This is a genomic window from Serratia sp. HMSC15F11, from assembly GCF_001808215.1.
GTDB lineage: Bacteria > Pseudomonadota > Gammaproteobacteria > Enterobacterales > Enterobacteriaceae > Serratia > Serratia nevei.
Map to the genome: position 1 here is coordinate 15194 of NZ_KV792384.1, position 20402 is coordinate 35595.

Genomic DNA, 20402 nt, shown 5'->3' on the forward strand with positions numbered 1-20402 from the left:
TTTTTCCTAAAGGCAGAGGGGCGAAATGGAATTCTAAGAGGTTGATCCAAATATTCTTTTCTTATAATTTCGGAGAGGGTTTATTGCGCTGCGGCCGGTTATGTATTAGCGCCGGAGTTTGACGGCCACGAAGCACCTGCAAGCCTTGGGTTCAGGCCGTATCGTCCGCGTTAACATCTGTTTTCACCCGCCGGGGTGCCCTGTAACATTTAGCTGCGCATAATAGAATGCCTTCACTGCACCGATCGCTAGGTTTTCAGTGGTGTGGCATGTAGAATGCAGCGATTCAGGTGCAAGACGGCCTAACCCATTCACTGTCGCTTTAGGTCCATGCGGGTTTCTATAGGCGAGTAATTCAGAAATACCAAGGCAGAAAAACTTTTATAATGAAGCATATACGAAATTTCTCCATTATTGCCCATATTGACCACGGTAAGTCGACGCTGTCTGACCGCATTATCCAAATCTGCGGTGGCTTGTCCGACCGTGAAATGGCCGCGCAGGTGCTCGATTCCATGGATCTGGAGCGCGAGCGCGGCATCACCATCAAAGCGCAGAGCGTGACGCTGGATTATAAGGCGCTGGATGGGCAGACCTATCAACTCAACTTTATCGACACCCCCGGCCACGTTGACTTCTCCTATGAAGTTTCCCGCTCGCTGGCGGCCTGCGAAGGCGCGCTGCTGGTGGTGGATGCCGGTCAGGGCGTAGAAGCCCAGACGCTGGCCAACTGCTACACCGCGATCGAAATGGATCTGGAAGTGGTGCCGGTACTGAACAAGATTGACCTGCCGGCCGCCGATCCGGATCGCGCCGCGCAGGAAATCGAAGACATTGTCGGCATCGACGCTACCGATGCGGTGCGCTGCTCGGCCAAAACCGGCGTCGGCGTGCCTGACGTGCTGGAGCGCCTGGTGCGCGACATCCCGCCGCCGCAGGGCGATCCGGATGCGCCGCTGCAGGCGCTGATCATTGACTCCTGGTTCGATAACTACCTGGGCGTCGTGTCTCTGGTGCGCGTCAAGAACGGCACGCTGCGCAAGGGCGACAAGATCAAGGTCATGAGCACCGGCCAGGTGTACAACGCCGATCGCTTGGGCATCTTCACGCCGAAGCAGGTCGATCGCGATGTGCTGAACTGCGGCGAAGTGGGTTGGCTGGTCTGTGCGATCAAAGACATCCTCGGCGCGCCGGTGGGCGATACCCTGACGCAGGCGCGTCAGCCGGCGGATAAAGCGCTGCCGGGCTTCAAGAAAGTGAAGCCGCAGGTGTACGCCGGTCTGTTCCCGATCAGCTCCGACGACTATGAATCCTTCCGCGATGCGCTGGGCAAACTGAGCCTCAACGACGCCTCCCTGTTCTACGAACCGGAAAGCTCCACCGCGCTGGGCTTCGGCTTCCGCTGCGGCTTCCTCGGCCTGCTGCACATGGAGATCATTCAGGAGCGTCTGGAGCGTGAATACGATCTGGATCTGATCACCACCGCGCCGACGGTAGTCTACGAAGTGGAAACCACCGGCAAAGAAGTGATCTACGTCGACAGCCCGTCCAAGCTGCCGCCGTTGAACAATATCCAGGAACTGCGCGAGCCGATCGCCGAATGTCACATGCTGATGCCGCAGGAATACCTGGGCAACGTCATCACCCTGTGCGTTGAGAAACGCGGCGTGCAGACCAACATGGTCTACCACGGCAACCAGGTGGCATTGACCTATGAAATCCCGATGGCGGAAGTGGTGCTCGACTTCTTCGATCGCCTGAAGTCCACGTCGCGCGGCTATGCGTCGCTGGATTACAACTTCAAGCGCTTCCAGGCTTCCGACATGGTGCGCGTGGACGTGCTGATCAACAACGAGCGCGTGGATGCGCTGGCGCTGATCACCCACCGCGACAACTCGCAGTACCGCGGCCGTGAACTGGTGGAGAAGATGAAAGAGCTGATCCCGCGTCAGCAGTTCGACATCGCGATTCAGGCGGCGATCGGCACCCACATCATCGCGCGTTCCACCGTGAAGCAGTTGCGTAAAAACGTGCTGGCAAAATGCTACGGCGGTGACGTCAGCCGTAAGAAAAAGCTGCTGCAGAAACAGAAAGACGGTAAGAAACGCATGAAGCAGGTCGGCAACGTCGAGCTGCCGCAGGAAGCGTTCCTGGCCATTCTGCACGTCGGTAAAGACGGCAAGTAACCGCGACGAGTTCGCGAAACGAGGGAGTTTGCATGGCGAATATGTTTGCCCTGATCCTGGCGTTGGCCACCCTGGTCACCGGGATCATCTGGTGCTTCGAGCGCTTTAAATGGGCGCCGGCCCGCCGCGCGAAGATCGCGGCGGTCAACGAGCAGACCGCGGGCGCCGTAGACGATAAAACGCTGGCGAAAGTGGCGAAGCAGCCTGGTTGGGTAGAGACTGGCGCATCGGTGTTCCCGGTGCTGTTGCTGGTCTTTGTGGTGCGTTCGTTTATTTACGAACCGTTCCAGATCCCGTCCGGCTCAATGATGCCGACGCTGTTGATTGGCGATTTCATTCTGGTGGAGAAATATGCCTACGGCATTAAAGATCCGATTACCCAGACCACGCTCATTGAAACCGGCCATCCGAAGCGCGGTGATATTGCGGTATTTAAATATCCGCTGGATCCGAAGCTCGATTATATCAAGCGCGTAATTGGCCTGCCGGGCGATCGTATTACTTACGATCCGGTGAATAAGCGCGTCACGGTGCAGCCGTCCTGCAACAGCGGGCAGTCCTGCGATACCGCGCTGGCGGTGACCTACGCGGACGCCCAGCCGAGCGACTTCGTGCAGCTGTTCAGCCGCAGCGGCATGGGCGAGGCCAGCAACGGCTTCTACCAAATCCCGCTGAACGACAACGTGCCGCAGGGCGGCATTCGTCTGCGCGAGCGTCAGGAGAGCCTGGGCAACGTGACCCACCGCATCCTGACCGTGCCGGGCACGCAGGATCAGGTGGGCGCTTACTACCAACAGCCGGGCAAACCGCTGGCGGAGTGGGTGGTGCCGGCCGGGCATTACTTCATGATGGGCGACAACCGCGACAACAGCGCGGACAGCCGCTACTGGGGCTTTGTGCCGGAGAAGAATCTGGTGGGTAAAGCCACGGCCATCTGGATGAGCTTTGAAAAGCAGGAAGGCGAGTGGCCTACCGGCGTGCGTTTCAGCCGGATCGGCGGCATTCATTAATCGCTGACTTATTCTCTGTCTATTTCACGCCGCAGCCTACTGCGGCGTGAAAGATTAAGGGGATATAAACACAGCATTATGTTTCCACTCGTTGTAGAATAGTTCCTCGAGCGATAAAAAGTTGGCTCCTGCTGGGAGCCACTGCAAACGAAACAGCTTTGGATCGGCTTTCGGCGAAGCAGGCCTGTTCCGTATGCTGCAAGTTTTTGACGCATTCTTGATCTATTGGTAACTCATGAACCCCATCGTAATAAACAGGCTGCAGCGGAAGCTGGGCTACACTTTTCAACAGCAGGAGCTTTTACTGCAGGCTTTGACTCACCGCAGCGCCAGCAGTAAACACAATGAACGTCTTGAGTTTCTGGGTGACTCGATTCTGAGCTTTGTCATCGCCAATGCGCTCTATCACCGCTTTCCTCGCGTAGACGAGGGCGACATGAGCCGCATGCGCGCCACGCTGGTGCGCGGCAACACGCTGGCGGAGATGGCGCGCGAGTTTGACCTGGGCGAATGTCTGCGGCTGGGGCCGGGCGAATTGAAAAGTGGTGGGTTCCGCCGCGAGTCAATCCTGGCTGATACGGTGGAGGCATTGATCGGCGGCGTGTTCCTGGACAGCGACATCCAGACCGTCGAGCGTCTGATTTTGGACTGGTATCGCAGCCGGTTGGACGAAATCAGCCCCGGTGATAAGCAGAAAGACCCGAAAACCCGTTTGCAGGAATTTTTGCAGGGGCGTCATCTGCCGTTGCCTTCTTATTTGGTTGTGCAGGTTCGCGGTGAAGCGCACGACCAAGAGTTTACCATCCACTGCCAGGTGAGTGGTTTGAGCGAGCCCGTGGTGGGCACCGGCTCGAGCCGCCGTAAAGCCGAGCAGGCGGCAGCGGAACAAGCGCTGAAAAAGCTGGAGCTTGAATGAGCGAAGTAAAACAACACTGCGGGTTTATCGCCATCGTCGGCCGCCCGAACGTGGGCAAATCGACGTTGCTGAACCAACTGCTGGGGCAGAAGGTTTCCATTACGTCGCGTAAGCCGCAGACGACCCGTCACCGCATCATGGGCATCGACACCGATGGCGCTTATCAGGCGATCTACGTCGACACCCCTGGGCTGCACATCGAAGAAAAACGCGCCATCAACCGCTTGATGAACCGCGCGGCCAGCAGCTCGATCGGCGACGTCGAACTGGTGATCTTCGTGGTCGAAGGCACCAACTGGACCGCCGACGACGAAATGGTGGTCAACAAGCTGCGCAGCCTGCGCTGCCCGGTATTGCTGGCGATCAACAAGGTCGATAACGTCACCGACAAATCCAAGCTGTTGCCGCACATCGCGTTCCTCAGCCAGCAGATGAACTTCCTCGACGTGGTGCCTATCTCCGCCGAGAAAGGGATGAACGTTGACACCATCGCCGGCATCGTGCGCAAGCTGCTGCCGGAAGCGGAACACCACTTCCCGGAAGACTACATCACCGATCGCTCCCAGCGCTTTATGGCGTCTGAGATCATCCGCGAGAAGCTGATGCGTTTCCTGGGCGAAGAGCTGCCGTATTCGGTGACGGTAGAAATCGAACAGTTCGTGGCTAACGATCGCGGCGGTTACGATGTGCACGGCCTGATCCTGGTCGAGCGCGAAGGCCAGAAGAAAATGGTCATCGGCAACAAAGGCGCCAAGATCAAAACCATCGGCATCGAAGCACGCCAGGACATGGAACAGATGTTCGACGCCAAAGTGCATCTTGAGCTGTGGGTGAAAGTGAAATCCGGTTGGGCGGACGACGAACGTGCGCTGCGCAGCCTGGGCTATGTTGACGATCTGAAGTAACGATCCGTGGACGGCTGGGAGCGCGCTTTCGTCCTGCATGGGCGGCCGTACAGTGAAACCAGTCTGATGCTGGATTTGTTTACCGAAGGTCATGGGCGGGTGCGCTTGCTGGCGAAAGGCGCGCGCAGCCGCCGCTCCAATCTGAAGGGTTGCCTGCAGCCCTTTACTCCTCTGTTAGTGCGTTGGGGCGGCCGCGGCGAAGTGAAAACGCTGCGCAACGCCGAAGCGGTCTCCCTCGGTTTACCCCTCAGCGGCATGATGCTTTACAGCGGCCTGTACGTGAACGAACTGCTGGCGCGCGTGCTGGAGCAGGAAACCAACTACTCGGTGCTGTTCTTCGACTATCTGCAATGCCTGCAGGCGCTGGCGGCGGAAGACAGCTCGCCGGAACAGGCGCTGCGTCAGTTCGAGCTGGCCTTGCTGCACCACCTGGGCTACGGCCTCGATTTCCTGCACTGCGCCGGCAGCGGCCTGCCGGTGGATGACGCCATGACCTATCGCTATCGCGAAGAGAAAGGCTTTATCGCCAGCCTGGTGGTGGATCACTACAGCTTCACCGGGCGCGAACTGCGCGCGCTGGCGGAGCGGCAGTTTCCCGATGCCGAGACGCTGCGCGCCGCCAAGCGTTTCACCCGTATGGCGCTGAAACCCTACCTCGGCGGCAAGCCGTTGAAGAGCCGCGAACTGTTCCGCCAGTTCGTGCGCAAACAGCCGAATACGCCGGTCGACGACGCCTGACCTTTTCCCCTTTTGCCGCCCTGCGCCCGCGTGTAAACTGCTGGCACTGAAAATCGTATTTAGAGGTTGTCATGGCTGATTTGCTGCTGGGCGTCAATATCGATCACATCGCCACGTTACGTAACGCGCGCGGAACCCAATACCCGGATCCGGTTCAGGCGGCATTCATTGCCGAACAGGCGGGGGCCGACGGCATTACCGTGCATCTGCGCGAAGATCGCCGCCACATCACCGACCGCGACGTGCGCCTGCTGCGCCAGACCATCCAGACGCGCATGAATCTGGAGATGGCGGTGACCGACGAGATGCTGGACATCGCCATTGAGCTGAAGCCGCACTTCTGCTGCCTGGTGCCGGAAAAACGTGAAGAAGTGACCACCGAAGGCGGCCTGGACGTCGCCGGCCAGCTGGACAAAATGAGCGTGGCGGTTGAACGCCTGGCGCAGGCGGGCATTTTGGTCTCGCTGTTCATCGATCCCGATCATCGCCAGATCGACGCGGCGGTGGCGGTGGGCGCACCCTATATCGAGATCCACACCGGTGCCTACGCCGAAGCGCAGGGCGAGCTGGCGGTACAGGCCGAGCTGCGCCGCATCGCGGTAGCCGCCGCCTACGCGGCCAAGAAGGGGCTGAAGGTCAACGCCGGCCACGGCCTGACCTACCACAACGTGCAGCCGATTGCCGCGCTGCCGGAAATGCACGAGCTGAACATCGGCCATGCGATTATCGGCCAGGCGGTGATGTGCGGGCTGCCGGCCGCGGTTGCCGACATGAAAGTGCTGATGCGGGAAGCGCGCCGGTAATGGCGGTGCTCGGGCTGGGTACCGACATCGTTGAGATGGCGCGTATCGAAGCGGTGGTGGAGCGCAGCGGCGATCGTCTGGCGCGCCGCGTGCTGAGCGACGCCGAGTGGGCGCTGTATCAGCAGCACCAGCAGCCGATTCGCTTTCTGGCCAAGCGTTTCGCCGTGAAAGAGGCCGCCGCCAAGGCGTTCGGCACCGGCATTCGCAACGGCCTGGCGTTCAATCAGTTCGAAGTGTTCAACGATGCGTTGGGCAAGCCGAATATTCGTTTGCACGGCCGTGCCGCCGAGCTCGCCGGGGAAATGGGGGTCGCCGCGATCCACGTTTCGCTGGCCGACGAACGGCGCTATGCCTGCGCGACGGTGATCGTCGAAAGTTGAAAATAGAAAGGGCGCCTGTGGCGCCCTTGTCAGTCCTGCGGCGGATTAAATGCGATCGGCGTGGTGCAGCACCACAAACTTGTCCCACAGCTGTTCGTTGGTCTCGCGATGCTGCGGATCGGTGATGATGGTGTTGTCGATCGGGCAAACCTGCTGGCAGGTCGGCGTATCATAATGGCCGACGCACTCGGTGCAGCGATCGGTATCGATCTGATAAATCTCATCGCCCATCGAAATCGCCTGGTTCGGGCATTCCGGCTCGCACATGTCGCAGTTGATGCATTTCTTGGTAATCAGCAGTGCCATTGTCAGTTATCTTTCCATCGGTGTGCTCGGGCTGGCGCGCAATCTATCATAGAATCGCCGCGCGGCGGGCGGTTTTTCGTCATCTTACCGCTTAGGGTAACTCAGGTGGGTCGTCAGCCAACTGATCGAAATCAACCCTTCTCTGCCCGTCAAACACCCAGCGCTTATCGGTATCCGCCATCGTAGGCATCACCTCCGGATGGGCAACCCGTATTCCCGCCTCTTGAGCAAACAACCCGATAAAATCGAACGCGCTCAAGGGATCATCAATGATCTGGTGCTGTTGGTCGCGATCGCTCAGCACCAGCAACGGCACCTGGTAATTCTGCCGGGTATCGCCGCTGTGACGCAGAGAACGTATGCCGCCGATATCCTTATGGGAAAGACCGTGATCGGAGAAATAGAACAGTTTAAACGGCGCGCCGGTCTGTTTCAGACTTTGATAAACCTGCTCGATAAAACGATCAGTCTTGCGATAGGTAGAGAGGTAGCAGGCCAGCTCCTTATTCGGCGACTCGACGCTCGGCGGTTCGCCGTTAAGCCGCTCGCAAAAGTCGGCGTGCGAGCCCATCAGATGCAGCACATACAGGTTGCCTTGCCCCTGGCGGCTCAATAATTGGTCAAATATCGGCAGCAGTGCATCATCATCGGTGTTGCGCGATTGATAGTCGCCTTTCTTCAGGAAGTAATGGTTATCGCTGAACATGGCGATTTTTGATACCGGCGTATCGAATTGCCCGAACAGGCCCTGATTGGACAGCCAGTGGGTATTGAGGCCGGCGGCTTTTGCCAGGGTGATGATATTATCTCCGAGGGCAATGCTGTGGCCGTTGCTTAAAGCCAGCGTGCGGGGGAGCGATTCGAACGTATTCGGCGCGGTGGAAATATAATTACTGTAAAACCGTCCCTTGGCATTATCCAGAAACGGTGTAGTGGACACCGGATAACCAAATAAGGACATATGATCCCTGCGCATACTTTCGCCGACGATAATGACATAGTTCTCATTCGTTGGTGCGCCGGCGGAAAGCGACCAGCGGTTTGGTGCTGAAACGTCGGTGTTTAATTCATCAATCTGCTGTTGGTATTGATGGTAAGCCGAATAAGTGGATAAAAAGAAGTTAGACAATCTAAGATTACTCACCCCACCGCTGAATGCTCTGACGATAATAATCACCGTAAGCAGGGCCAATGCGGTCAATATTGTTTTCTTTGACAGGGGGTATCGCCAAATAAATCGACCGAGAATGACCGGCGTAACCAGAATGGCGATAGGCAACAGATAACAGCTGACCGGGAGGGTTTGCAAAAACTCCCTTGCCTCTATCGGGTTGGATTGCAGCAGGGCTGACACCACGACGGCTGATGGGGAACCGTATATGGCCCCGACCGGCGCATACAGCGCGCACAGCAGAATAAACGGAATAATCAGGCCGTAACGGGTAAGCGAATGGATAGATAATAATAACAAGATAAGTGCAATAAAAAGAATATCAATGCCTTTTCCACCGCTGTATCCCATCGCTTTGATCAATATCAAAGCAATAATGGCGTAAAATAAAAAAGTGCGCAGGGTCGGGTGAGCCACGGAGTGCCGCAACTTATCTAAAATAACAGTGTGTGTATTCATAATGGTATCGTTAAATAATGCTGTCCATGCATGCTCAATTATTGATCGATAATTGAGCGAGTCACCGTCCGCACATTATTTTTCGAATGCAGAGAAGGAAAATAATTGAGCTGGCGGCGTTTTATCGGCCGCCATTATACGCCTCAAACCAACTTTTTCATTAACTGTTCGCTGTGCTTGATGCGGTCGCGGGCATGATCGAGATCGTGTTGAATCAGCGCCATAAACAGCAGATCGGTGAGAGCGTACTGGGCCGTGCTGGAAGAGATGGCCGCGCTGCGGGTGTGGGGCTCTTCGGCGATGGTGTAGAGGCAGTGATCCGCGCGCTGCTGCAGGCCGTTGGGAGAGAAGCTGGTCAGCGCCAACACCCTGGCGCCGGCCTGGCGCGCCTCTTCCGCCGCCAGATTGATTTCACGCCGTTCGCCGCTGAAGGAGATAGCCAGCAGCAGATCGCGTTTGTCCAGCGCCTGCACCGCCGCCAGCTGAACGTGCATGTCCGCCTCGGCCACCGCCATCACGCCGATTTTCAGCAGCTTGAAGGAAAAATCCTTGGCCACCAGCCCGGAAGCGCCGATGCCGATCAGCATCACCCGGCGCGCCTGGCGCAGCATGTCCAGCGCCTGATGCAGTCGCTCTTCGCTGTTGATGTCCAGCGTCGCGCGCAGCGCCGCCTGCTTTTCCGCCAATAGCTTTTCACCGACGGTTTTCAGCGTGTCGCTGCTGAGGATGTGGTTGTGAACGGTCACTACCGGTTCGGCCTGCGGCTGGGCCAGCGTCTCGCTCAGCGCCAGCTTCAGCGCCGGGAAACCTTTATAGCCCAGCTTTTGGGCGAACTTCACCACGCTCGACTGGCTGATGCCGGCCAGCTGTGCCAGCTTTTGCGAGCTGAGATGGCGTGCCTGCTCGGCGTTGTTCAGCAAAAAATCCGCCAGCTTGCGGTCGTTTTGCGCCAGTGTCGGATACATCTGGCGAATGCGCAGAAGGGTACTCATTGATCTTTCCCTGGAAACCAGCGGCCATTTTGCCATGCAGGCGGCGAAAACGCGCGGTGAAAATTTTTGTGAGCTCGCCGTTAAAATAGCAAATAGCGCTCGCTTTGTTGAATAAAATATTCAAATATTGATTTAATTTTGTGAATTAAAAATTCAAAGGTGAACAGATGAACTTAGGCGCACTGGTATCGGAAACCCGCAACCCGGCCACCATGGGGCTGGATGAGATGTCGACGCTGGAGATGGTCCGCTGCTTTAACCAGGAAGACCGCAAGGTGCCGGAGGCGATCGAAAAGGTGCTGCCGGCGATCGCGCAGGCGGTCGATTTGGCCGCGGCGGCGTTGAAGGCCGGTGGGCGGCTGATTTATTTGGGCGCCGGCACCAGCGGCCGCCTGGGCGTGCTGGATGCCTCCGAGTGCCCGCCGACCTTCGGCGTGCCGCACGGCGTGGTGGTGGGGCTGATCGCCGGCGGGCCGGGCGCGTTGCTTAAAGCGGTGGAAGGGGCGGAAGACGACGAAGCTTTGGGCGAAGCCGATCTCCGGGCGCTGAACCTCACCGCCGTCGATATGGTGGTGGGGTTGGCGGCCTCCGGGCGCACGCCTTATGTGATTGGCGCACTGCGCTATGCGCGCGGGCTGGGCTGCCCGACGGCGGCCATCTCCTGCAACCCGGATTCGCCGATCGCGCACGAAGCGCAGGTGGCGATCTCGCCGGTGGTGGGGCCGGAGGCCCTGACCGGCTCGACGCGCCTGAAATCCGGCTCTGCGCAGAAGCTGGTGCTCAACATGCTGTCGACCGGCGCGATGGTCAAGCTGGGCAAGGTTTACCAGAACCTGATGGTGGACGTGAAGGCCACCAACGTCAAACTGGTGGATCGCGCTTGCCGCATCGTGGTGGAGGCGACCGGCGCCGAACGCGCTCAGGCGGAGGCAGCGCTGGCGCAGACCGGCTTCGAAGTCAAACCGGCGATCCTGATGATTTTAGCCGGCGTCAGCGCTGAAGAGGCGCAGCAGCGGCTGCAGCGGCACGACGGCTACCTGCGCGCGGCGCTGGCGCGTTAATTCACGGTGGGGGCGGCGATGGACAAGACAACGGCATTGGCGACACAGATCCTGGCGGGCGTGGGGGGCGAGGGTAATATCCTTAAACTGGAGAACTGCATGACGCGGGTGCGCGTCGAGGTCAGCGACGAGCAGCGCCTGGATCTGGCCGCCCTCAGGCAGCTGCCCGGCGTGAAGGGCTATATCAAACAGGGTGAGCAGCATCAGTTTATCGTCGGCCCAGGCGCCGCCGCCAAGGTGGTGGACGCCATGCGCGAATTGCTGGGCGGTAGCGCGCAGCCCGTCGTCGCCGTCGGTGACGCGGCCCGCACCAAGGTGCAGGCCAAGCAAAAATACGCTGCGCCGATGAGCGGCGCGCTGAAAAAACTGGCCGATGTCTTTATTCCGTTGATCCCGGCGTTTATCGCCTCGGGCCTGATCACCGGCATCATCAACCTGCTGAAACGGCCCGACATCGCCGGCCAGCTGGCGGTGGACTACCCGAACGTGCTGGGGCTGTTGGCGATCTTCGGCAGCGCGGTGTTCGCCATCATGAACATTTTGGTCGGGGTCAACGCCGCGCGGGTATTCGGCGGCTCTCAGGCGATGGGCGGCGTCATGGCCGGCATTCTCTCCAGCCCGGCGCTGGCGCAGATCACGTTGTTCGGCGAGGCGTTGCAGCCGGGGCGCGGCGGGGTGATCGCCGTGCTGCTGGTGGTGGCGTTGATGTGCTGGGTGGAGAAACGCCTGCGCACGCTGCTGCCGGAGTCGGTCGAACTGATCCTTAACCCACTGCTGACCACGCTGGTCACCGCCTCGCTGGCGATCCTGATTCTGCAGCCGATCGGCGGCATTATCTCCGACGCCATCGCCCACGGCGCCAATTTGGCGATCGACAAGGGCGGGCTGCTGGTGGGAGCGCTGCTCTCGGGGCTGTTCCTGCCGCTGGTGCTCTCCGGTCTGCATCAGGGGCTGGTACCGATCCACGTCGAGCTGGTGCAGGCGCACGGTTCCAACCCGCTGCTGCCGATCCTGGCGATGGCCGGCGTCGGGCAGGTGGGGGCGGCGCTGGCGGTGCTGTTGAAAACCCGCAATGCGCGGCTGAAAAAGGTGATCAAAGGGGCGTTGCCGGTCGGCATTCTCGGCATCGGCGAGCCGCTGATCTTCGGGGTGACGCTGCCACTGGGCCGGCCGTTTATCGGCGCCTGCCTCGGCGGTGCGGTCGGCGGAGCGCTTATCAGCTACTGGAAGGTGGCGACGGTGATCACCTTCGGCATTTCGGGGCTGCCTTTGGCGTTGACCATCGTCTCAGGTAAGGTGATGTTGTATCTGGCGGGGATGCTGATTACGATTATCGCCGGTTTTCTCTTCACCTGGATGATGGGGTTCAACGATCCCGAGGAGTAGCGTTTGAGCGACAAGCAGCAACAACCGGCCGCAGAGGGGCGCCGCGTGGTCTTTTTCGATCTGGACGGCACCCTGCATCAGGAGGACATGTTCGGCAGTTTCTTGCGTTTTCTGCTGCGCCGCTTACCGCTGAACCTGTTGTTGGTGATACCGCTGCTGCTGCCGATCGGTCTGGCGCTGCTGCTGCTGGGGCGCGCCGCGCGTTGGCCGATGAGCCTGCTGCTGTGGGCGATCACTTTCGGGCGTTCCGAAGCGAAGCTCAAGGCGCTGGAGCGGCAGTTTATCGAGGTCTTTCGCCAGAAGGTGACCGCATTTCCGGTGGTGCAAATGCGGCTGCGGCAGTACCTGGAGGAGCACGATGCCGAAGTGTGGCTGATTACCGGCTCGCCGGAGCGGCTGGTGGAGCAGGTGTATCGCGATTCGGCGTTTCTGCCGCGGGTACGGTTGATCGGCAGCCGCATCACGCGCCGCTGCGGCGGCTGGGTCTTGACCCTGCGCTGCCTGGGAGCGCAGAAAGTGGTACAGCTGGAGCAGCGGCTCGGTGCGCCGCTGAAGCTGTACAGCGGTTACAGCGACAGCAAGCAGGATAATCCGCTGCTGTTCTTTTGTGAGCACCGCTGGCGGGTAAGCAAGCAGGGTGAGCTGCAGCAGCTGGAATAAACCAAGGGCGGAAGATTCCGCCCTTTCTGCTTTTATCTATCTGCAGCGCGATCAGTCGTCGGTCACGTCGTGCGGCTTGCGCCCCAGCTGCCAAATCTTCTCCGCATAATGCCCCAGTGCCCACAGGCTCAGGCCGAGCAGCACGAAGAAAACCGCCTTCGGTATGCTGTCCCAGAAAAACTCGAACAGACGGGTATAAAGGTTAATGCCGAGGAAGGTCAGCCCGAAGCCGCGCAGCATGGCGTCGTCATGCTTCAACCCCAGCCAGATGGCGGCGAGGGCAGCCAGCCCGAACAGCAGGCTCCAGTGGAACAGCTCGATCTGGCGCGCGCTGTACCAGCTGTCGAGATCGCCGTAGTTGCCGAAGATAGACAGCAGCCACAGGGCGATAAACAGGTACAGCAGCCCCATCGCCAGCGACACCCGCTGCAGGTCGCGTTGCGCCAACAGCGGCCGCAACAGCAGCGCGGCGGCGATCAGTACCGCACCAAAGGCGATAAAGCGAATCGGGTAGCTCATGCCGAGCCAGTAGGCGCCCCAGCCGGACAGGTAGCCGGTCTCGGCGCCGAAGGCGTTGCCGAGCGACAGCAGGGCGAACCACCACACCAGCCCGGAGCGGCTGAACCAGCCGATCGCGCCGTACAGCAGCGCGGCGAACAGCAGCAGCACGGAAACCCGGCCGCTGCCGTTATCCAGCCAGACCCCCAGCTGCCATAAGGCGCAGGCGGTAAGCAACACGGCGACAAACAGCGCGGCCTCATTGCCGTAGCGTTTTTCCGGGTGGTGCCGGCGGCGACGCAGCGCCCAGACGTAGGCCAGCGCCGCCAGTATGCCGGCGATCGCCATGCGCACCGGCGCGTCGAAGCGGAACAGTTCGCTCAGCCATTCAAGCAGTGCGCTGTCGGCGAACAGGCTGGTGACGGCGATCAGCAGCGAGGCCAGCGCGGCGAGAAACGCATAGCGCGCCAGCCGCCGCCAGTCGAAAGGCTGCACGGCCACATGCTGCAGCAGTTGCTGCCGTTGTTCGGCCGTCAAGGCGCCTTCTCCCACCCAGCCGTCCAGCGCCTTGCGCACCACGACCGCGTTCTTTTTACTGAGTTTCATGCTTCTTGTCCCTGAATCACACGCTGATTTGGCCAGTATAGCCATTGGCGGGCGGCTACGACAAAGGGAGGCTAGTGTGTATAATGCCCGCCGCAAAAGCGCACGAGGAATTATGCGATGACTGAATATAACGATGAGTACTGGATGCGTCAGGCATTGCAGCTGGCCCTGCGCGCGCAGGAAGAGGGCGAGGTGCCGGTGGGTGCGCTGCTGGTGCTGGACAATCAGGTCATCGGCGAGGGCTGGAACCGCCCGATCGGCCGACACGATCCTACCGCACACGCCGAGATCATGGCGCTGCGCCAGGGCGGCGCGGTGCTGCAAAACTACCGTTTGCTGAACGCCACGCTGTACGTCACGCTGGAGCCCTGCGTGATGTGCGCCGGTGCGATGGTGCACAGCCGTATCCGCCGGCTGGTGTATGGTGCCGCCGACGAGAAAACCGGCGCGGCCGGTTCACTGGTGGACATTCTGCGCCATCCGGGCATGAACCATCAGGTGGAGATCGTCTCGGGCGTGCTGGCGGACGAATGCGCCGCCACCCTGAGCAATTTCTTCCGTCTGCGCCGTGAACAGAAAAAAGCGCTCAGGCTGGCGCAGCGGGCGGCGGATAAGCCGGAATAATCAGTAGTTGAGCGCCAGTTCCGGCATCACCGTCGGGTAGCCTTTCCCCAACGCCTCCTGCTCGGCGGCCGCTTGCGCCGCCTTTCTCTCTTTTTCCTGCAGATAGCCCACCAGGCTGACCTGGTAGCGGCGGATGTTCTCTACATAGTTGTAGGCTTCACGCCCGCGCGCATAGCCGTAGGTCAACTGCGGGTAGTAGCGCTTCTGGCTGAGCATCGGCAGGCGCTGCTTGACGTCGACCCAGCTGTCGGGGTTACCTTTTTGCGTCTTGGTCAGCTTGCGCGCGTCCAGCATGTGGCCCCAGCCCATGTTGTAGGCCGCCAGCGAGAACCAGATGCGCTCGTCTTCCGGCACGCTGTCCGGCACCTTGGCCATCAGCCGTTGCAGGTAAAGGGCGCCGCCCTGAATGCTCTCTTCCGGATCGAGGCGGTCGTTGACCCCCAGGCCGTCGGCGGTGGCGCGGGTCAGCATCATCAGGCCGCGCACGCCGGTGGGTGAGGTGGCCTGCGGATTCCAGTGCGATTCCTGATAGGCGATGGCCGCCAGCAGCTTCCAGTCGATCTCGTTGGCGTGCTTCTCGAACAGCGGGCGGAAGTTGGGCAGCACCGAGTCGATGGCCGACAGGAAGGTTTTGGTGTCCACATAGTCGAAGCTGCCGACGTGGCCGAGGTATTTCTCTTCGAGCCGCGCCAGGGTGCCGTCGTCCACCATCTGGCTGTAGAAGTCCAGCATCGCCGCGTACAGGCTGTCGTCGCCGTCGCGTTTCAGATACCAGGTGACCGGCTCTTCGTCGGTGACGTCGAACGCCACCGCCAGCTGCGGATGGATGCGCTGCAGCAGCGCGATGGTCACCGAATCGCCGAGGGTGTAGTCCAGCTTGCCGTCGGCCACCCGCTCCAGCAGCTCTTTGGAGGTGAGATCGCTGGAGGACTCCCAGGCGAGATCCGGGTATTTATCCTGTTTGAGCTGCTTTAGCGTGCTGACGTGCGCGGAACCGGAGGCGACCGCCAGCTTGCCTTTAATGTCGGCGAAGCCTTTTGGCCTCGGGGTGCCCAGCCGGTACACCAGCTGTTGGGAAACGGAGTAGTAGGCCGGGCCGGTGCGCGCGCGGCTGAGGCGCTCCTGGTTGTAGATAAGGCCGGCCGCCAGCAGGTCGGCGTCGTCGTCGTCCAGATCGTCGAACAGGTCATTGATGTTCTGATGGGGGATCACCACCAGCTTCACCCCGAGGTAGTTGGCGAAGCGCTTCGCCAGTTCGTAGTCGAGCCCACCCGGCCCTTGCTTGGTGTTGAAATAGGTCAGCGGTGAATTCAGCGTGCTGATACGCAACTCGCCGCGGGAGATGATCTCCTGGAGTTGCCCGCCCTGGCCGCTGCGCCAGGTGATATTGGGCCACAGCGCGAGAGCCAGAAGCAGGGTGACAACGCCGATGAGGATGTAGTTTATTTTAAGACGTTTCAAATAGTTATCCAGTGGTGGCACAGGTACACCGGCGACGACAACCGCGACTTTTCTCATGGTTAAATCACCAGTGCGGGGGCATTTTGCGCAACAAAACGCCAGTGTGCAACTTTATTGACACGTTATGACAATTCGACGGTGCGGCACGCTTTTATCAATAATCCCTACGCAAACGGTTTCGTCGGCGGCGAGGATTCTCTATAATGGCGCGCGTTTTCCCCTGTTGCGCCCAATGAAGCGTCTTATCCGTCGCTTCGAAGACGAGAGAACTTTGATTATGGAAATTCTGCGTGGTTCGCCCGCTTTATCGGCTTTTCGCATTACCAAACTGCTGTCCCGCTGCCAGGACGCCCACCTGCCCGTCAGTGATATCTACGCCGAGTACGTCCACTTTGCCGATGTTAGCGCACCGCTCAGTGCCGAAGAACACGCCAAACTTCAGCGGCTGCTCAAGTACGGTCCTTCTCTCGCCGAACACGCTCCCGAAGGCCGGTTGTTGCTGGTCACGCCGCGTCCGGGCACCATTTCTCCCTGGTCTTCCAAAGCCACCGACATCGCCCACAACTGCGGTCTGCAGCAGGTGCTGCGCCTGGAGCGCGGCCTGGCGTTCTACGTCAAGGCGCCCGAGCTGACGGAAACCCAGTGGCGCCAGCTTGCCGCGCTGCTGCACGATCGCATGATGGAAACCGTCTTCAGCGAACTGCAACAGGCCGAACAGCTGTTCGCGCACCATCAGCCGGCGCCGTATCAGTCGGTCGACGTGCTGGGCGCAGGGCGCACCGCGCTGGAGCAGGCCAACGTCCGGCTCGGCCTGGCGCTGGCGCAGGACGAGATCGACTACCTGCTGAATGCCTTTACCGGTTTGGGGCGCAACCCGACGGATATCGAACTTTATATGTTCGCACAGGCCAACTCCGAGCACTGCCGCCACAAGATTTTCAACGCCGATTGGATCATCGACGGCGAACAGCAGCCTAAATCGCTGTTCAAGATGATCAAGAACACCTATGAGCAGACGCCGGACTACGTGCTGTCGGCGTATAAAGACAACGCCGCGGTGATGGAAGGCTCGCAGGTCGGCCGCTTCTTCGCCGCGCCGGAGAACGGCAAGTACGATTACCATCAGGAAGACGCGCACATCCTGATGAAGGTAGAAACCCACAACCACCCAACGGCGATCTCGCCGTGGCCGGGCGCCGCGACCGGCTCCGGCGGCGAGATCCGCGACGAGGGGGCTACCGGCCGCGGCGCCAAGCCGAAAGCCGGCCTGGTGGGCTTCTCGGTGTCCAACCTGCGCATTCCCGGCTTTGAACAGCCGTGGGAGCAGGATTTCGGCAAGCCGGAACGCATCGTCACCGCGCTGGATATCATGACCGAAGGCCCGCTGGGCGGCGCGGCGTTCAACAACGAATTCGGTCGTCCGGCGCTGCTGGGCTACTTCCGTACCTATGAAGAGCGCGTCAACAGCCACAACGGCGTTGAGCTGCGCGGCTATCACAAACCGATCATGCTGGCGGGCGGCATCGGCAACATCCGTGCCGATCACGTGCAGAAAGGGGAAATCACCGTCGGCGCCAAGCTGGTGGTGCTGGGCGGCCCGGCGATGAATATCGGCCTGGGTGGCGGCGCGGCCTCGTCGATGGCGTCAGGCCAGTCCGATGCCGATCTGGACTTCGCTTCGGTGCAGCGCGACAACCCGGAAATGGAGCGCCGCTGTCAGGAAGTGATCGACCGCTGCTGGCAGCTGGGCGACCAGAACCCGATCCTGTTTATCCATGACGTCGGCGCCGGCGGCCTGTCCAACGCCATGCCGGAGCTGGTGAGCGACGGCGGCCGCGGCGGCCGCTTCGAGCTGCGCGATATCCTCAACGACGAGCCGGGCATGAGCCCGCTGGAAGTGTGGTGCAACGAATCGCAGGAACGTTACGTGATGGCGATTGCCCCGGCACAGATGGCGCAGTTCGACGAGATCTGCCGCCGCGAGCGCGCACCTTATGCGGTGATCGGCGAAGCGACCGAAGAACAGCACCTGACGCTGAACGACCGCCACTTCGACAACCAGCCGATCGACATGCCGCTGGACGTGCTGCTCGGCAAGACGCCGAAAATGACCCGCGACGTTACCCGCCTGCAGGCAAGTGGCCAGGCGGTGCAGCGTGAGAACATCACGCTGGCCGACGCGGTGAAACGCGTGCTGCATCTGCCGGCCGTTGCGGAGAAAACCTTCCTGATCACCATCGGCGATCGCACCGTTACCGGCATGGTGGCGCGTGACCAGATGGTCGGCCCGTGGCAGATCCCGGTGGCCGACTGCGCGGTCACCACCGCCAGCCTGGACAGCTACTACGGCGAAGCGATGTCGCTCGGCGAACGTGCGCCGGTGGCGCTGTTGGACTTCGCCGCCTCCGGCCGCCTGGCGGTCGGGGAAGCGCTGACCAACCTGGCTGCCACCGAGATCGGCAGCCTGAAGCGCGTGAAGCTGTCCGCCAACTGGATGGCCGCCGCTGGCCACCCGGGCGAAGACGCCGGGCTGTACGAAGCGGTGAAAGCGGTGGGCGAAGAGCTGTGCCCGGCGCTGGGCATCACCATCCCGGTGGGCAAAGACTCCATGTCGATGAAAACCCGCTGGCAGGAAGGCAACGAACAGCGCGAAATGACGTCGCCGCTGTCGCTGGTCATCACCGCCTTCGCCCGCGTGGAGGACGTGCGCCACACCGTGACGCCGCAGCTGCGCACCGATAAGGGCGACAGCGCGCTGCTGTTGATCGACCTGGGCAACGGCCATAACGCGCTGGGTGCCACCGCGCTGGCGCAGGTTTACCGCCAACTGGGCGACAAACCGGCCGACGTGCGCAACGTTGCGCAGCTGGCGGGCTTCTTCAACGCCATGCAGCAGCTGGTGGCCGAGCAAGCGCTGCTGGCTTACCACGACCGCGCCGACGGCGGCCTGCTGGTGACGCTGGCGGAGATGGCCTTCGCCGGTCACTGTGGTGTGGACGTCAATCTCGACGGCCTCGGCGACGATGCGCTGGCGGTGCTGTTCAACGAAGAGCTGGGCGCGGTGATCCAGGTGAGCGCCGAACGTCTCGACGACGTGAAGCAGGCGTTCGCTCAGCACGGACTGACCGACAACGTGCATCACATCGGCAGCGTGCAGGCCGGCGATCGTTTCGTCATCACCCAACACGGCAAGGCGCTGTACAGCGAAAGCCGCAATACGCTGCGCACCTGGTGGGCGGAAACCACCTGGCAGATGCAGCGCCTGCGCGACAACCCGGCGTGCGCCGATCAGGAACATCAGGCCAAGCAGGATGAACAAGATCCCGGTCTGAACGTGAAGCTGACCTTCGCACCGGAGGAAGACATCGCCGCGCCGTACATCGCCAAGGGCGCTCGCCCGAAAGTGGCGGTGCTGCGCGAGCAGGGGGTGAACTCCCACGTTGAAATGGCGGCGGCGTTCCACCGCGCCGGCTTTGACGCGGTGGACGTGCACATGAGCGATCTGCTGGCAGGACGCCGCGATCTACAGGACTTCCACACGCTGGTGGCCTGCGGCGGCTTCTCTTACGGCGACGTCCTGGGCGCCGGCGAAGGTTGGGCGAAGTCTATCTTGTTCAACGAGCGGGTGCGCGACGAGTTCGAAGCGTTCTTCCACCGTCCGCAGACGCTGGCGCTGGGCGTGTGCAACGGCTGCCAGATGATGTCCAACCTGCGTGAGCTGATCCCGGGCGCCGAACACTGGCCGCGCTTCGTGCGCAACCTGTCGGATCGCTTTGAGGCGCGCTTCAGCCTGGTGGAAGTGGCGGCCAGCCCGTCGCTGTTCCTGCAGGGCATGACCGGCTCGCGCATGCCGATCGCCGTTTCCCACGGTGAAGGGCATGTCGAAGTGCGCGATGCGGCGCATCTGGCGGCGTTGGAAAGCCATGGCCTGGTGGCGCTGCGTTTCGTCAACAACGCCGGTCAGGTAACGGAAACTTACCCGGCTAACCCGAACGGATCGCCGAACGGCATTACCGCCGTGACCAGCGCCAGCGGGCGTGCCACGGTAATGATGCCGCACCCGGAACGCGTGTTCCGAACGGTCAGCAACTCCTGGCACCCGGAAGAGTGGGGCGAGGACAGCCCGTGGATGCGCATGTTCCGCAACGCCCGTAAGCAACTGGGCTAAATACGGCCACCACCGTACACAGGGCGCAAGCAATTGCGCCCTTTTTTATGGTTCATCGCGCTTTACCGGGGA

17 protein-coding genes are annotated in these 20402 nt (G+C 60.8%); 12 read left to right on the forward strand and 5 right to left on the reverse strand.

Features of this window, described 5'->3' with window-relative positions:
- Positions 1–386 precede the first annotated feature (386 nt).
- The 7 genes from lepA (at position 387) to acpS (ending at position 6938) form a co-directional block, all read left to right on the forward strand.
- On the forward strand, positions 387–2186 hold the full coding sequence (gene lepA / locus HMPREF3138_RS00085; RefSeq protein WP_038870842.1) for a translation elongation factor 4: 1800 nt from the start codon (positions 387–389) through the stop codon (positions 2184–2186).
- Between the two features lie 32 nt (positions 2187–2218).
- Positions 2219–3196: a signal peptidase I gene (gene lepB / locus HMPREF3138_RS00090; protein WP_033644122.1), complete on the forward strand. Its 978-nt coding sequence runs from the start codon at positions 2219–2221 to the stop codon at positions 3194–3196.
- A gap of 235 nt (positions 3197–3431) precedes the next feature.
- Entirely contained in the window at positions 3432–4112 is a 681-nt protein-coding gene (gene rnc, locus HMPREF3138_RS00095; protein ID WP_004929158.1) for a ribonuclease III, read from the forward strand.
- The gene (gene era / locus HMPREF3138_RS00100; protein ID WP_004929162.1) at positions 4109–5017 is read left to right on the forward strand and encodes a GTPase Era; all 909 of its coding nucleotides are present in this window, start codon (positions 4109–4111) and stop codon (positions 5015–5017) included. The genes rnc and era overlap by 4 nt, the downstream gene beginning before the upstream one ends.
- 6 nt (positions 5018–5023) lie before the next feature.
- Entirely contained in the window at positions 5024–5755 is a 732-nt protein-coding gene (recO, locus tag HMPREF3138_RS00105; protein ID WP_004929165.1) for a DNA repair protein RecO, read from the forward strand.
- A 71-nt stretch (positions 5756–5826) separates the two neighbouring features.
- Complete coding sequence (gene pdxJ, locus HMPREF3138_RS00110; protein WP_038870846.1) at positions 5827–6558, forward strand: pyridoxine 5'-phosphate synthase; 732 nt, start codon at positions 5827–5829, stop codon at positions 6556–6558.
- Positions 6558–6938 (forward strand): holo-ACP synthase, encoded by a 381-nt coding sequence (acpS, locus tag HMPREF3138_RS00115; protein ID WP_019452319.1) that lies wholly within the window; start codon positions 6558–6560, stop codon positions 6936–6938. Before pdxJ ends, acpS begins: the two co-directional genes overlap by 1 nt.
- A 45-nt stretch (positions 6939–6983) precedes the next feature.
- Here acpS and HMPREF3138_RS00120 read toward each other — a convergent pair whose 3' ends face one another.
- From HMPREF3138_RS00120 to HMPREF3138_RS00130, 3 genes are all read right to left on the reverse strand, one after another.
- Positions 6984–7244 carry a YfhL family 4Fe-4S dicluster ferredoxin gene (locus tag HMPREF3138_RS00120; protein ID WP_033635622.1) on the reverse strand — a complete coding sequence of 87 codons (261 nt, stop codon included), beginning with the start codon at positions 7242–7244 and terminating at the stop codon, positions 6984–6986.
- 91 nt (positions 7245–7335) lie between these two features.
- Positions 7336–8874, reverse strand: coding sequence for a phosphoethanolamine transferase (locus HMPREF3138_RS24925; RefSeq protein ID WP_190272378.1), 1539 nt, complete (start codon positions 8872–8874; stop codon positions 7336–7338).
- Between the two features lie 143 nt (positions 8875–9017).
- Positions 9018–9866, reverse strand: a complete 849-nt coding sequence (locus HMPREF3138_RS00130; RefSeq protein ID WP_033654299.1) for a MurR/RpiR family transcriptional regulator — start codon at positions 9864–9866, stop codon at positions 9018–9020.
- Between the two features lie 167 nt (positions 9867–10033).
- Here HMPREF3138_RS00130 and murQ point away from each other — a divergent pair, with 167 nt between their 5' ends.
- The 3 genes from murQ to yfhb are packed head-to-tail and all read left to right on the forward strand — an operon-like array spanning position 10034 to position 12973.
- Entirely contained in the window at positions 10034–10927 is an 894-nt protein-coding gene (murQ, locus tag HMPREF3138_RS00135) for an N-acetylmuramic acid 6-phosphate etherase (protein ID WP_038870850.1), read from the forward strand.
- An 18-nt stretch (positions 10928–10945) separates the two neighbouring features.
- The gene (locus tag HMPREF3138_RS00140; RefSeq protein ID WP_038870853.1) at positions 10946–12313 is read left to right on the forward strand and encodes a PTS transporter subunit EIIC; all 1368 of its coding nucleotides are present in this window, start codon (positions 10946–10948) and stop codon (positions 12311–12313) included.
- A 3-nt stretch (positions 12314–12316) separates the two neighbouring features.
- Positions 12317–12973: a phosphatidylglycerophosphatase C gene (yfhb, locus tag HMPREF3138_RS00145; RefSeq protein WP_038870856.1), complete on the forward strand. Its 657-nt coding sequence runs from the start codon at positions 12317–12319 to the stop codon at positions 12971–12973.
- Between the two features lie 51 nt (positions 12974–13024).
- On the opposite strand, the gene HMPREF3138_RS00150 is transcribed toward yfhb, so the two are convergent.
- Entirely contained in the window at positions 13025–14077 is a 1053-nt protein-coding gene (locus HMPREF3138_RS00150) for a DUF2157 domain-containing protein (protein ID WP_038870858.1), read from the reverse strand.
- Positions 14078–14194: 117 nt separating this feature from the next.
- Between HMPREF3138_RS00150 and tadA the strand changes: the two genes are divergently transcribed.
- The gene (tadA, locus tag HMPREF3138_RS00155; protein WP_015378796.1) at positions 14195–14701 is read left to right on the forward strand and encodes a tRNA adenosine(34) deaminase TadA; all 507 of its coding nucleotides are present in this window, start codon (positions 14195–14197) and stop codon (positions 14699–14701) included.
- Here tadA and mltF read toward each other — a convergent pair whose 3' ends face one another.
- On the reverse strand, positions 14702–16162 hold the full coding sequence (mltF, locus tag HMPREF3138_RS00160; protein WP_033644113.1) for a membrane-bound lytic murein transglycosylase MltF: 1461 nt from the start codon (positions 16160–16162) through the stop codon (positions 14702–14704). It lies immediately after the preceding gene.
- A 274-nt stretch (positions 16163–16436) separates the two neighbouring features.
- Here mltF and purL point away from each other — a divergent pair, with 274 nt between their 5' ends.
- Positions 16437–20330, forward strand: coding sequence for a phosphoribosylformylglycinamidine synthase (gene purL, locus HMPREF3138_RS00165; RefSeq protein WP_170310540.1), 3894 nt, complete (start codon positions 16437–16439; stop codon positions 20328–20330).
- Positions 20331–20402 lie beyond the last annotated feature (72 nt).

Coding starts and splice junctions, on each gene's coding strand:
- lepA (WP_038870842.1), top strand. CDS start 387: ATGAAGCATATACGAAATTTCTCCATTATTGCCCATATTGACCACGGT.
- lepB (WP_033644122.1), top strand. CDS start 2,219: ATGGCGAATATGTTTGCCCTGATCCTGGCGTTGGCCACCCTGGTCACC.
- rnc (WP_004929158.1), top strand. CDS start 3,432: ATGAACCCCATCGTAATAAACAGGCTGCAGCGGAAGCTGGGCTACACT.
- era (WP_004929162.1), top strand. CDS start 4,109: ATGAGCGAAGTAAAACAACACTGCGGGTTTATCGCCATCGTCGGCCGC.
- pdxJ (WP_038870846.1), top strand. CDS start 5,827: ATGGCTGATTTGCTGCTGGGCGTCAATATCGATCACATCGCCACGTTA.
- acpS (WP_019452319.1), top strand. CDS start 6,558: ATGGCGGTGCTCGGGCTGGGTACCGACATCGTTGAGATGGCGCGTATC.
- HMPREF3138_RS00120 (WP_033635622.1), bottom strand. CDS start 7,244: ATGGCACTGCTGATTACCAAGAAATGCATCAACTGCGACATGTGCGAG.
- HMPREF3138_RS24925 (WP_190272378.1), bottom strand. CDS start 8,874: ATGAATACACACACTGTTATTTTAGATAAGTTGCGGCACTCCGTGGCT.
- HMPREF3138_RS00130 (WP_033654299.1), bottom strand. CDS start 9,866: ATGAGTACCCTTCTGCGCATTCGCCAGATGTATCCGACACTGGCGCAA.
- murQ (WP_038870850.1), top strand. CDS start 10,034: ATGAACTTAGGCGCACTGGTATCGGAAACCCGCAACCCGGCCACCATG.
- HMPREF3138_RS00140 (WP_038870853.1), top strand. CDS start 10,946: ATGGACAAGACAACGGCATTGGCGACACAGATCCTGGCGGGCGTGGGG.
- HMPREF3138_RS00150 (WP_038870858.1), bottom strand. CDS start 14,077: ATGAAACTCAGTAAAAAGAACGCGGTCGTGGTGCGCAAGGCGCTGGAC.
- tadA (WP_015378796.1), top strand. CDS start 14,195: ATGACTGAATATAACGATGAGTACTGGATGCGTCAGGCATTGCAGCTG.